This window comes from Algoriphagus formosus, from assembly GCF_002807035.1.
Classification (GTDB): Bacteria; Bacteroidota; Bacteroidia; order Cytophagales; family Cyclobacteriaceae; genus Algoriphagus; species Algoriphagus formosus.
Window position 1 is genome coordinate 704,539 of record NZ_NIUC01000002.1, and the last position, 12,315, is coordinate 716,853.

Annotated in this window: 11 protein-coding genes; 4 read left to right on the forward strand and 7 right to left on the reverse strand. The window is 43.1% G+C overall.

From position 1 onward, the window contains the following. Positions 1-16: 16 nt before the first annotated feature. Genes ilvC through ilvD form a run of 4 tightly spaced genes read right to left on the reverse strand, consistent with a single transcriptional unit; the run spans position 17 to position 4,998 of the window. The gene (gene ilvC / locus CDH51_RS09205; RefSeq protein WP_100628329.1) at positions 17-1,060 is read right to left on the reverse strand and encodes a ketol-acid reductoisomerase; all 1,044 of its coding nucleotides are present in this window, start codon (positions 1,058-1,060) and stop codon (positions 17-19) included. Between the two features lie 39 nt (positions 1,061-1,099). Then, positions 1,100-1,600: an acetolactate synthase small subunit gene (ilvN, locus tag CDH51_RS09210; RefSeq protein WP_026947999.1), complete on the reverse strand. Its 501-nt coding sequence runs from the start codon at positions 1,598-1,600 to the stop codon at positions 1,100-1,102. Between the two features lie 12 nt (positions 1,601-1,612). Beyond that, on the reverse strand, positions 1,613-3,295 hold the full coding sequence (gene ilvB, locus CDH51_RS09215) for a biosynthetic-type acetolactate synthase large subunit (protein WP_100629394.1): 1,683 nt from the start codon (positions 3,293-3,295) through the stop codon (positions 1,613-1,615). Positions 3,296-3,315: 20 nt separating this feature from the next. Beyond that, positions 3,316-4,998, reverse strand: coding sequence for a dihydroxy-acid dehydratase (gene ilvD / locus CDH51_RS09220; protein ID WP_100628330.1), 1,683 nt, complete (start codon positions 4,996-4,998; stop codon positions 3,316-3,318). A 509-nt stretch (positions 4,999-5,507) separates the two neighbouring features. Between ilvD and ispE the strand changes: the two genes are divergently transcribed. Beyond that, positions 5,508-6,314 carry a 4-(cytidine 5'-diphospho)-2-C-methyl-D-erythritol kinase gene (ispE, locus tag CDH51_RS09225; protein ID WP_100628331.1) on the forward strand — a complete coding sequence of 269 codons (807 nt, stop codon included), beginning with the start codon at positions 5,508-5,510 and terminating at the stop codon, positions 6,312-6,314. Between the two features lie 190 nt (positions 6,315-6,504). Here ispE and CDH51_RS09230 read toward each other — a convergent pair whose 3' ends face one another. The 3 genes from CDH51_RS09230 to tgt are packed head-to-tail and all read right to left on the reverse strand — an operon-like array spanning position 6,505 to position 9,622. Then, positions 6,505-7,416 (reverse strand): DMT family transporter, encoded by a 912-nt coding sequence (locus tag CDH51_RS09230; RefSeq protein WP_100628332.1) that lies wholly within the window; start codon positions 7,414-7,416, stop codon positions 6,505-6,507. Beyond that, positions 7,417-8,490, reverse strand: coding sequence for an LptF/LptG family permease (locus tag CDH51_RS09235; RefSeq protein ID WP_100628333.1), 1,074 nt, complete (start codon positions 8,488-8,490; stop codon positions 7,417-7,419). It abuts the gene before it with no gap. Between the two features lies 1 nt (position 8,491). After that, positions 8,492-9,622 carry a tRNA guanosine(34) transglycosylase Tgt gene (gene tgt / locus CDH51_RS09240; protein ID WP_100628334.1) on the reverse strand — a complete coding sequence of 377 codons (1,131 nt, stop codon included), beginning with the start codon at positions 9,620-9,622 and terminating at the stop codon, positions 8,492-8,494. Positions 9,623-9,731: 109 nt separating this feature from the next. On the opposite strand from tgt, the gene CDH51_RS09245 reads away from it, so the two are divergent. The 3 genes from CDH51_RS09245 to rsmG are packed head-to-tail and all read left to right on the forward strand — an operon-like array spanning position 9,732 to position 12,111. Further along, positions 9,732-10,865 (forward strand): glycosyltransferase, encoded by a 1,134-nt coding sequence (locus CDH51_RS09245; RefSeq protein ID WP_100628335.1) that lies wholly within the window; start codon positions 9,732-9,734, stop codon positions 10,863-10,865. Beyond that, a complete protein-coding gene (locus CDH51_RS09250; RefSeq protein ID WP_024284647.1) occupies positions 10,856-11,467 on the forward strand; it encodes a sigma-70 family RNA polymerase sigma factor in 612 nt (203 codons plus the stop codon). Before CDH51_RS09245 ends, CDH51_RS09250 begins: the two co-directional genes overlap by 10 nt. After that, positions 11,467-12,111, forward strand: a complete 645-nt coding sequence (gene rsmG / locus CDH51_RS09255; protein ID WP_100628336.1) for a 16S rRNA (guanine(527)-N(7))-methyltransferase RsmG — start codon at positions 11,467-11,469, stop codon at positions 12,109-12,111. The genes CDH51_RS09250 and rsmG overlap by 1 nt, the downstream gene beginning before the upstream one ends. The last annotated feature ends 204 nt before the right edge of the window (positions 12,112-12,315 follow it).

Below are 12,315 nucleotides of genomic sequence, written 5' to 3' on the forward strand. Positions count from 1 at the left end.
GGTTTAAATTTGGGGTTTAATTATTTTCTGGTCTCAACTGACGGACGACCGCACCGGCCTGCCACATTTCAGACTCGCGCAATTCTTTCAACTCAGCCTCCAGCTTTTCTCTGTAATCTGACTTCGAATTAGAGTCAATGGATTTTTGAGCCTCTTTACCTGTTTTGACAGAATCATACAATGCCTCAAAAACAGGCTTGGTTGCATCCCGGAAAGGCTTCCACCAATCTAAAGCACCTCTTTGAGCCGTAGTGGAACAGTTGGCATACATCCAATCCATTCCATTTTCTGCTACCAAAGGCATCAAAGACTGCGTCAACTCCTCTACTGTCTCATTGAAAGCTTCGGATGGAGTATGACCATTTGCTCTCAAAACCTCATATTGGGCAGCAAAAATCCCTTGGATCGCTCCCATCAAAGTCCCTCTTTCACCGGTGAGGTCAGAAGTAACTTCACGGTAAAAATCTGTTTCGAAAAGGTATCCTGACCCTACGCCAATACCTAAGGCAACGACACGATCCTTAGCCTTGCCTGTTGCATCTTGGTAAATCGCATAAGAGGAATTCAATCCACGACCCTCTACAAACATTCTTCTCAAAGAGGTCCCAGACCCTTTTGGCGCAACCAAAATCACGTCTACATCTGCAGGAGGTATGATTCCTGTTTTATCCTTATAAGTCACACCAAATCCATGCGAGAAGTATAATGCCTTTCCAGGAGTCAGGTGTTTTTTCACTGTTGGCCAAAGGGCAATTTGTCCAGCATCTGACAGCAAAAACTGAATGATCGTACCTTTTTCACAGGCTTCTTCGATCTCAAAAAGCGTCTCGCCAGGAACCCACCCGTCCGATACGGCTTTATCCCAAGTTTTGGAATTTTTACGCTGACCTACGATGACGTTGAATCCATTGTCTTTAAGGTTCAAAGCCTGTCCTGGGCCTTGGACACCATAGCCAATGACTGCGATCACCTCATCCTTGAGTACTTCTCTGGCTTTCTCCAGTGGGAATTCCTCACGGGTCACCACATTTTCTTCAACATTGCCGAATTTTAATTTCATGATTCTAAAATTAGGTTTAATAGATTGATTTTTAATGTTTTATGATAAATACTGATCAATTGTTCGCATTCGTTTCGCGACAGCAACTCTGCCTGATCTTGCAAATTCGAGAAGACCATAGCCCTTCAGAATTTCCAGCAACTCCTGGGTTTGTTCTTTATGTCCTGCCACTTCCAGCACGACAAATTCCTGCTCTGCCGAAATGATTTTTGCATGATGCTGTCGAATGATTTTCTCTAAGCTTCCATCCAAGCGAGCAACAGGGATCTTGTAAAGTGCAATCTCCTGATAGACCACGCCGGAATCTTCATGATAAAATGCCTTGATGACATCAATGATTTTTTCAATTTGATTGACGAGATGAACTACCATTTCTTCGGAGGTAGTCACTTCGATCGTAATCCGATGAATCCCATCCACACTGCTTTCAGAAGCAGTCAACGCATCGATATTGATCCCTCTTCGAGTGAAGATGATAGTGATCCGATTGAGAATTCCGATAAAATTCTCCGTAATGACGAAAATAGTATAGCGTTTCATAGGGGGATTTTTTTAAGAAAGTCGGACTTCTTCTACCGAGCATCCGGTAGCGATCATCGGGAATACATTATCTTCTTTCTCCACCACCACTTCCAAGAAATAGGGGCCGTCATGAATCAACATATCTTCAATAGATTCCGTGAGCGTATTTCTTTCGGTTACCTTTTGAGCTTTAATGCCATAGGCTTCTGCCAGTTTGATGAAATCCGGATTGTCCAATTCAGTGAATGAGTAGCGTTTATCAAAAAACATCTGCTGCCACTGACGGACCATTCCCAGGTAATTATTATTGAGCAGGACAATTTTGACGGGCGCCTTGGTCTGCATGATAGCACCCAACTCCTGAATGGTCATCTGAATACCTCCATCCCCGACTACACAGATTACCTGTCTGGAATAGTCATGGAGCTGTGCTCCTAAAGCCGCTGGAAGTGCAAAACCCATGGTTCCTAAACCTCCTGAAGTAATCTGGGTCCGTGTCTTCTTATAGTGAAAATAGCGCCAAGCAATCATTTGGTGCTGTCCCACATCGGTTACCAAAACAGCATCATCTGCCTTGTAGCGATTGATTTGACTGATTACCTCACCCATGGTAAGGCCCACTTTGGTCGGAGTGATATCATGCTGCATCACAGCTTCCTTTTCCATCTGCTCCAACTCACGAAACTTCCCAAGCCATTCCGGATGGGACCCTTGCTCTACCGCTTCGGTCAGCATGGAAAGACTTTCCTTACAGTCTCCCAAAACTCCTACTTCAACTTTGACATTTTTATTAATCTCAGCGGCGTCCAACTCCAGATGAATGACTTTTGCCTGCTTGGCATAGCGCTTCAGATCTCCGGTCACCCGATCATCAAATCGCATTCCTACCGCAATAAGAACATCGCATTGATTGGTCAGCAGGTTGGGAGCATAATTTCCGTGCATACCGAGCTTACCCACATAATTTGGATGATCCTCAGAAAGTGCCCCTGATCCCAAAAGGGTAGAAGCAGCAGGAATACCTGTTTTATCTAAGAAAAACTTCAACTCGGTCTCAGCTTTTCCCAAGACCACGCCCTGCCCAAAAAGCAAATAGGGTCGCTTAGCCTGCTTGATCAATTCTGAAGCTTTCTGAATAGCATTTGGGTCTATTGGCTGATGAACTTTGTAAGATCTGAAGCCTAAGCAAGGCGTGTAGTTCATCTGCCCAAAGTCTACCTGAGCATTTTTTGTAATATCAATCAATACCGGTCCGGGACGCCCAGACCTAGCGATATAAAAGCCCTTTGCAATAGCAGGTGCAATATCTTCCACTCTTCTCACCTGAATATTCCATTTCGTCCCAGGCATAGAAATACCGACCACATCCGTCTCCTGAAAGGCATCTGTACCCAAAAGGTGTGCGGCAACTTGCCCAGTAATACAAACCAAGGGGGTGCTGTCGATCTGCGCATCAGCCAGCCCCGTGATCAAATTAGTCGCTCCGGGGCCTGAAGTAGCCAAGCAGACTCCGACTTTTCCAGAAACTCGGGCATAGCCTTGTGCTGCATGGATAGCACCCTGCTCATGCCGAGTCAATACGTGCTTGATCTGCTCATGATAATCGTACAAGGCATCGTATACAGGCATGATTGCGCCTCCAGGATACCCAAAGATAATTTCTGCTTGCTCTGCGATTAGGGACTGCACAACTATGTCTGCCCCACGAATCATGGATTCTTCCTTCATAGACTTTAGAATTTATCGGTTACGCAGCCTTCTGATGCGGTTGCCACGAGTTGATTATATTTTTTCAGGGTACCCTGCAATCCTTCAATTTTCTTGGGTGACCAGGATTTTTTGCGCTCCGCAAACTCTTCTTCACTCACTTGCACTGAAAGCTCAAAATTATTCGCATCGATTGTGATGACATCTCCGTCTTTTAAGAGTCCAATGGGACCTCCACACCAAGCCTCCGGGGTAACGTGTCCCACTACAAAGCCATGCGTTCCGCCAGAAAATCTTCCGTCAGTAATTAGAGCTACATCTGAACCCAAGCCCGCTCCAATGATCATGGAGGTTGGTTTAAGCATCTCTGGCATTCCAGGAGCTCCTTTTGGACCGACATTTCGAACTACCACTACATCTCCAGCCTGCACCTTGTGATCCCGTATGGCATTATTAGCCTCCAATTCAGAATCGAAAACTTTGGCTGGACCCGTGAATGAAACCCCTTCCTTTCCAGTGATCTTCGAAACTGCCCCTTCAGGAGCAAGATTTCCTTTGAGAATGCATAGATGACCGGTTTTCTTAATGGGCTGATCGATTGGCCGAATACAATTGACCAAGGATGGTATGATAGGGTCGATATTTTCCAGATTTTCGGCTAGAGTCTTACCGGTGACGGTCATACAGTCTCCATGGAGCATTCCTTGATCTAGCATGAATTTCATGAAAGCTGGAAGCCCACCTTGTTCATGAAGGTCTTCCATCAGGAATTTTCCGGAAGGTTTGAAATCTCCTAACAATGGGGTGATATCATTTACAGCTTTGAAGTCTTCAAGTGTAAAATCTACTCCAGCCGTACGCGCAATCGCCAGGATATGCATCACTGCATTGGTACTTCCACCCAGAGCTACAATGACTCGTACAGCATTTTCAATGCTTTTTCGTGTGACGATATCCTTTGGTTTGATATCTTTTTCAAGTAGGATTTTGATGTATTTGCTGACCTCTCTACACTCTCGGAGTTTCTCAGGGGAGTTGGCAGGATAGGAAGCTGAATAAGGAAGAGACATTCCCATAGCTTCTGCAGCAGATGACATGGTGTTGGCGGTATACATCCCCCCACAGGCACCTGCTCCGGGGCAAGCATTTCGGATCACTCCATCATAGTCTTCATCTGAGATCGTTCCTTGGATCTTTTTCCCAAATGCCTCAAATGCAGATACGATGTTCAGTTTCTCACCTTTATAATTGCCCGAGGCAATCGTCCCACCATAAACCATAATCGATGGGCGGTTGATGCGAAGCATTCCCATGATCGCCCCGGGCATATTTTTATCACATCCTGCTACTGCCACACAGGCATCAAAGGAGTGACCTAAAATGAATGACTCAATCGAATCTGCAATGATCTCTCTAGAAACCAAGGAATAACGCATTCCCAACGTCCCCATGGAAGTACCATCCGAAATCCCAATGGTATTGAAAACCAAACCGGTCAAATCATGCTCTTGAGTAGTTGATTTGATCTCAGCAGCAAAGTCATTGAGGTGCATGTTGCAGGGATTGCTTTCATAGCCACAGCTTGCAATTCCTACAAAAGGCTGCATTAATTTCTTGTCAGATAGACCAGTGGCATACAGCATTGCTTTGCCTGCCGGATGCTCGGGATTATCAGAGATTTCCCAACTATATTTTTTAAGGTTTTTCATAGGGATATAAAAAAAGTGCCTTCATGTAATGAGGCACTTACAGATTTTTTATTTTGATATAGTCTAGTGCCTCACCTTAGTATCCTAGGAGAATAATAATGCTAAGCAAAAAGACCACTCGATTCATAGATTTTGGGTTGAGCTGCTGTGAATTCGAAATTTTGTCAAATTTAAGTTTCATGAAGGAGACTAACAATATTTAATTCGCTTAAAAATCTTTAACACAGAATATAAATTATCGCAATATGAATTTTTATAGAATTTTATTCTTATAAAAGAACTTTTTATGCTTATTATTCTATTTGAAATATATTTTTTTTCAAAAAACAGAATTTTATACTGAATTGACTTTTTTTTAATAAAAAGTGAAAAAGATTCCATTTTTATCAATCGAAGAGATCAATCGCCTTATTTTTCCTAATCTTTCCAAGATTAACTTAAAAATATTCAAAGATCGAATTGTAAACTTTTCAGTCTAAAATCCACTTAATTTGCGGAAAGCTCTCGATATGATCACTTTCCCTAATGCAAAAATTAACCTCGGACTGCATATCCTAGGAAAAAGAAAGGATGGATACCACGAAATCGAAACTTGCATGGTTCCTATCCCTCTTCTGGATGCCTTAGAAATCATCTTGGATAAAAAAGGCGGCTGGGAAAGCACCGGAATCCCTATCCCAGGTGAGGCCAAAGACAATTTGATTTTAAAAGCAGAAAAGCTACTGAGAAAAGATTTTCAGGGGCTACCACAACTCAAAATCCACCTTCATAAAAATATACCAATGGGTGCTGGTCTCGGTGGGGGTTCGGCTGACGGAGCTTTCGCTTTGAAATTGATGAATAATCTTTTTGACCTTCATCTCGATGACTACTTTCTAGAGGAATATGCAGCACAGCTTGGAAGCGATTGTCCTTTTTTTATCGAGAATACGCCAAAAATCGCCCGTGGTCGGGGTGAAATCCTCAGTCCCTCAAAGGTATCTCTTGCAGGAAGCTATCTGGTCTTAATCAATCCGGGAATTCACATCGGCACCAAAGAGGCCTACTCAGGCGTCCACCCTGCTGCACCCAAAGTGAAGATTGAGGAGGTTATAGCAGACCGAAGTAGATGGAAAGATGAATTGGTCAATGATTTTGAACCAAGTATTTTTAGAAACCATCCTGAAATAGCCGCCATCAAAAGCCAACTGTACAAGGCTGGTGCCTACTACGCAGCTATGTCCGGTTCCGGTTCCAGTGTATTTGGCCTTTTCGAAACAAAGCCAAGTGAAATTGATTTTCCTGATAATTATTTTTGTTTTGAAAAAGAACTTTAAATCCCAAAAGCCTTCAAAAAGAAAACATCTACTTCAGATCGATTCTGCAAAAGCCAATTAATATCAAAAATCAAGATCTGGCTTAAAAAAATGGCTTACAAAAAATCCTTTCAACGAGCCAAAAAAGATCCCCAGATTATTGAGCTTGCAGAATGGGGAATGGATGATTACGCGAAGCAGCTGGATGATTTTAACCCAAAGTCCTCACAGCTTTTCTCCGCTTATTCCAATAATTCAGTACTGGATAAATCAAAACCGAAACCAGAATAATCAAGGTCCCCAGATAAAACTCCGGGGTCATTTTTTCCTTTTCTCCAAAGATCAATACTGCCAACACAATCCCATAGACGGGTTCCAAATTAATCGTCAGATTGATGGAGAATACGGTCAGTCGCTTCATCAAATCCACCGAAACGGAAAAAGCATAGACTGTACATACTCCTCCTAACACTAGCAGCCAAAACCAATCCATACCCTGCCAGGTCCATTGAATACCAGCACCATCGGTCAGCCAAACAGAATAAACAGGCATGAATAACAGAATTGCCAAACAGGCTCCAGTCATCTCATAAAAGGTGATTTGATAGGGATCGTGACGCTTGGTCAGTCGACCATTAATGACAGAAAAGCAAGCCGCCAAAAAGGCCGAAGCCAAAGCCATGGATAGCCCTAGCCAATATCCTGTTTCAAATTTGAAAATGACCAAGAGGCCGGAGATCACCAGTAAACCCAATGCCACCTCGTACCACTTGATTTTTGCTTTATTGAAAAACGGCTCGACAAATGCTGTCCACAGCGAGGTCGTGGCCATTCCAGCTAAGCAAACGGAAACTGTGGAAACCCGCGCTGACCAAAAAAACAGAATCCAGTGCAAGGCGATCAGTACCCCGGTACCCAACACTTTCCACATCTGATGAGGAGGAATAAGGATATTTTTCTTTTTCCAGGTAAATAGCAGAGCAACGCCAATTGAGGCGATGAGCGTTCGGTAAAAAACCAGTTCAAAAGCCGGTAGAGAAATTAAAACTCCAAGAATAGCTGTAAAACCCCATATCAAGACAATGAGGTGGAGTAAAAGATAATCTTTCAGTGAGGCCTGCATTTATCGCGGGACGGTTTTATAAAGCACTAGACCTACCGAAGCAAAAATGATATTGGGGAGCCAAACAGCAAAAATGGGGTACTCGGATCCATTTTCGGCAAAGGTTCTGGATAGGATAAATAGCAAGATGTAGATAAAAGCCATCAAAAAGCCCATGGCAATCTGAAAGCCTGAACCACCCCGAGTCTTCCGAGCCGACATAATTACTCCGATGAAAGTCAAAATCAAGGCAGCAAAGGGAGACATAAACCGAACGTAGCGCTCGATTTTGTAATAGGCCACATTATCAGCTCCCCGATCCTCCAAAATCCGGATTTGTCGGCTGAGTTGAGGTAATTTGAGTGTCTCGTGATGATTCTCCGGTACTCCAAAGTCCTCTGGAACGATCGAAAGCACGGTATCCAATTCGGTACCTACCGACCATTTTTCACCCTCCTCCTTCAATTCTCGGAGTCTCCAGTTTTTCAAAGTCCAGGCATTCTTTGCGGTATCCCATTCTATCCGGTCAGATGAAAGCTTGGCTAGCATCTCGCCGTCTCGGATAGTTTCCAATGTGAAATTATAGCCAGTGCTGTTAGTCTTAAAGAATCGACTCAAATATGCGTAGCTATCCTCCCCTACCTTGATGTGAATGTTTTGCTCATTTTGAGGGGCTCCTTTTTCCAGATACACTAAGCGAAAAACCGTAAGATTTTCGGTAGCTGTAGGCAGTACCCAACCATTTAGTAAAAAGCTTACGCCTCCGATCAAAGCTGCGGAGAATAGAAAAGGGAAAAGCAAACGAACAAAGCTTACCCCACTTCCAAGTATGGCGATAATCTCGGTTCGTCCAGCCATTTTGGAAGTGATGAAAATAACCGAAATAAATACTGTAATCGGTGTGAGGAGATTATTCAAGTAAAGTCCATAGTTACCCATGTACTTAAGTATCTCGACCGTAGGCACTTGATTTTGGATGTATTTGTCATTCTTTTCCGTAAAATCCAGTACCAAAACCACCAAAATCAACATCAAGACCACAAAGAAATAGGTCTTCAAAAAATCTTTGATAATGAGTCGATCGATCAGTTTCATGTTAGAGACGAGTGCTTACTTTTTTGACCATCTGGTTTTTCCAGCTAGCAAAATCACCGGCTAAAATATGATTTCTTGCCTCTTTTACTAACCACAGATAGAAAGACAAGTTGTGAATACTGGCGATTTGTGCAGCCAAAATTTCCTTAGAAATTGTTAAATGACGCAAATAGGCCTTCGAATAAAAAGTACTCGCATAATTTCCTATGGCGGGATCGATAGGAGTGAAATCATCTTTCCACTTTTCATTTCGAATGTTGATGATCCCTTCTGAGGTAAAAAGCATCCCGTTTCGGGCATTTCTCGTCGGCATTACGCAGTCAAACATATCGATCCCAAGTGCGATGCACTCCAGAATATTGGCCGGAGTTCCCACCCCCATCAGGTAGCGAGGTTTATCCCTCGGTAAAAGATCCGTGACGATCTCGGTCATTTCGTACATCATTTCAGCAGGTTCTCCTACAGAAAGACCACCTATTGCATTTCCTTCTCGACCTTGCTCGGCGATGAATTCCGCACTTTGCTTTCGCAAATCCTTGTAAACAGATCCCTGTACGATCGGAAATAGTGTTTGATTGTATCCGTATTTTCCTTCCGTAGAGTCAAATCGTTCGGTACAGCGCTTGAGCCAGCGATGCGTCATTTCCATGGACTTTCTCGCATAGCCATACTCGCAAGGATAGGGCGTGCACTCATCAAAAGCCATGATGATATCCGCTCCGATAGTCCGCTGAATGTCCATCACATTTTCTGGAGTGAAATTGTGCTTTGATCCATCAATATGGGATTTGAAGGTCACCCCTTCTTCTTTAATCTTTCGTGTCCCGGCAAGCGAAAAAACCTGATACCCTCCCGAGTCCGTCAAAATCGGCCGATCCCAGCCATTGAATTTGTGAAGACCTCCGGCTTTTTCCAGAATATCCAATCCTGGCCGCAGATATAGATGGTAAGTATTTCCCAAAATAATCTGGGCTTGCACATCCTCCTTAAGTTCCCGCTGATGGACAGCCTTGACAGTACCTGCCGTTCCGACTGGCATAAAGATGGGCGTCTCGATCTTTCCATGGTCTGTTTCCACCAGTCCTGCCCTGGCTTTGGATTGAGGATCTTCCTGTGCTAAAGTGAACTTCATCGAAGGATTATTTTGATTGGGTGGCCAAAAAAGAGCCGTGACAAAATTATCTCTTTATTCCTAAACGAATGCTGAAATTGATTTTATATTTGCCGAGCACAACTAAACTATGGCCCTTCTTTTACTCTGGATTCTATTTGGACTTGGCATTTTTATTCAGCTGATTTATTTGTTACCCATATTTGGGAAAGTCGCATTTTTCAAGGCAAAACCAGACAGTAATTCTGAAAATACCGAAGGTGTTACCGTCTTGATCGCCGCTCATAATGAGTTCAAAAACCTAAAACGGCTGATTCCTCAACTATTTGAGCAGGATTATCCCAACTTTGATGTCTTGGTGGTCAATGATCGAAGTAGGGATAGAACGGGACGTCTTTTGGAAGACCTGATGAGTCAGTATCCCAAACTCCGCACCGTCACGGTGAAATATACCCCTGACCATGTGACCGCAAAGAAATATGCGCTTACTCTCGGTATCAAAGTGGCCAAAAATGACGTCATCTTATTGACTGACGCAGATTGCATCCCTGCGTCCGATCAGTGGATTCGTAAAATGACCCAGCCCGTTAGAAATCAAAATATGACCTTTTCGATTGGGTACTCCGGCTATGAGCAGCAAAAGGGATTCCTTAACCGATGGATACAATTCGAAACGCTCAAAACAGCGCTTTTGTATCTATCCTTTGCCAAGTGGAAAAGCCCATTTATGGGAGTTGGTAGAAATCTTTGTTACCGACGTAGTTTTTTCATGGAAATCAAAGCTTTCAAAGACCTTTGGCATCTCGAGGGTGGTGACGATGACCTGTTGATCAACCGTTATGCCACCGGAAAAAACACCCGTGCGGTTTTGGATGCAGATGCAAGGACTATTTCTATTCCCAAGGAGAACTGGAAGGATTACTTTTCTCAGAAAAAAAGACATTTAAATATCGGAAAGCACTATTTGACGCAAGACAAGCTAAAAATCGGTTGGTATGCCTTTTCCCACCTTTTATTCTGGGCTGGAGCCATAGGTTTATTTATTTATTTGGCTTTGGAGCAGAAATGGGAACAAATTGCGATCGTTTTCGGTATATTTCTCATGAGGCTTCTGCTACTCACTTGGGTATTTTCCAAGGCCAACAGAAATCTCAATGGTCACAAAAATCCATCAAACACCTTAATCAATGACTTTTTGTATTTAGGTTATTTTTGGATTTTGGGGCCAATATCCCATCAGTCAAAGGACATCAAATGGAACTAAACCAACGTGGATTTTCTAAGAAAGCGCTCGAAGACTTCGATCTAATCGATCAAGCCGTAGAGGAAAAGGATCAGCAAGCTTATGCAGCTTTGATGAAGCGCTACAAGAAGGCTGTTTACTTCATGATCCTCAAGATGATCCGAGATGCCGATGATGCCGAGGATTTGACCATGGAGGCATTTGCCAAAGCCTTCAAAAACCTACATCGATTCAAAAAAGACTACACCTTTTCCACTTGGCTTTTCCGGATTGCGACCAATAATGCCATCGATTTTATCCGTAAGAAAAAGCTCAAAACCATGAGCCTAAATACCACCATGTCCGATGACAGCGGTAACTCAGTGACCATCGATGTAGAAGACGATGACAACAATCCGCAGGATGAATTCATCAAGTCTCAGCGGATCGAAATGGTGCGGATTTTTGTCGATAAGCTTCCAGCCAAATACCGCAAATTGGTACAACTTCGATACTTTGATGAGCTTTCTTACGAAGAGATCGCCCAAGAACTCGAAAAGCCACTCGGAACGGTCAAAGCACAATTGCACCGCTCCCGAGAACTATTATATGAAATCGCCTCCGGCAAAGAAAAGCACATCTGATGAACTCCGGCACCGAGCTGATTCTTTCCTATTTTCCTAATCTAACCGAAAAGCAGATCGAGCAATTCGATCGCTTAGAGGAACTTTATGCTGATTGGAATGCAAAAATAAATGTGATCAGCCGCAAGGACATGGATCAGTTTTACATCCATCATGTCCTTCATTCCTTGGGAATAGCACAAGTCATGCGATTTCAGCCTGGCACCAAAGTACTCGATATCGGTACGGGAGGAGGATTTCCGGGAATTCCATTAGCCATTCTTTTTCCAGAGACTCACTTTCACCTAGTGGACTCGATTGGAAAAAAAATTACGGTTGTGAAAGAGGTAGCCAAAGCCCTTAAGCTTAGCAATGTAGAAGCCCAACAAGCCCGGGCGGAGACATTAGTACGGAAATATGATTTTGTGATCAGCCGCGCCGTGACCCGCATGATCAATTTTTATCCTTGGGTCAAAGGAAAAATCAAGCGAGAGGATTTTAATGAATTTCCCAATGGCATCCTTTACCTCAAAGGAGGCGATGTGGATGAGGAAATGGAGGAAACAGGCAAATCCTATGTAACCTACCACTTAAGCGACTATTTCAAGGAAGATTTTTTTGAGACCAAAAAGGTGGTCTATATGCCTTGGGAGGACAAAAGATAACAAAGTGTATCTTTGAAGATGCAGTTTAGGTCTAAAAGTGTACCTTATAAAGTACATCTTATCTTTTTACTTTTCTCGAAATTATGCTGAGCAATTTCTCAAGATTTTTATGATTTAGGTCCCAGTAGTCCCCAAATACGTCTGTCCAATTTCAAAATAAAATTTCATTATTCTTTGACATTCAATGAGTTAAGTTTAATGTGA

Coding starts and splice junctions, on each gene's coding strand:
- ilvC (WP_100628329.1), bottom strand. CDS start 1,060: ATGAAATTAAAATTCGGCAATGTTGAAGAAAATGTGGTGACCCGTGAG.
- ilvN (WP_026947999.1), bottom strand. CDS start 1,600: ATGAAACGCTATACTATTTTCGTCATTACGGAGAATTTTATCGGAATT.
- ilvB (WP_100629394.1), bottom strand. CDS start 3,295: ATGATTCGTGGGGCAGACATAGTTGTGCAGTCCCTAATCGCAGAGCAA.
- ilvD (WP_100628330.1), bottom strand. CDS start 4,998: ATGAAAAACCTTAAAAAATATAGTTGGGAAATCTCTGATAATCCCGAG.
- ispE (WP_100628331.1), top strand. CDS start 5,508: ATGATCACTTTCCCTAATGCAAAAATTAACCTCGGACTGCATATCCTA.
- CDH51_RS09230 (WP_100628332.1), bottom strand. CDS start 7,416: ATGCAGGCCTCACTGAAAGATTATCTTTTACTCCACCTCATTGTCTTG.
- CDH51_RS09235 (WP_100628333.1), bottom strand. CDS start 8,490: ATGAAACTGATCGATCGACTCATTATCAAAGATTTTTTGAAGACCTAT.
- tgt (WP_100628334.1), bottom strand. CDS start 9,622: ATGAAGTTCACTTTAGCACAGGAAGATCCTCAATCCAAAGCCAGGGCA.
- CDH51_RS09245 (WP_100628335.1), top strand. CDS start 9,732: ATGGCCCTTCTTTTACTCTGGATTCTATTTGGACTTGGCATTTTTATT.
- CDH51_RS09250 (WP_024284647.1), top strand. CDS start 10,856: ATGGAACTAAACCAACGTGGATTTTCTAAGAAAGCGCTCGAAGACTTC.
- rsmG (WP_100628336.1), top strand. CDS start 11,467: ATGAACTCCGGCACCGAGCTGATTCTTTCCTATTTTCCTAATCTAACC.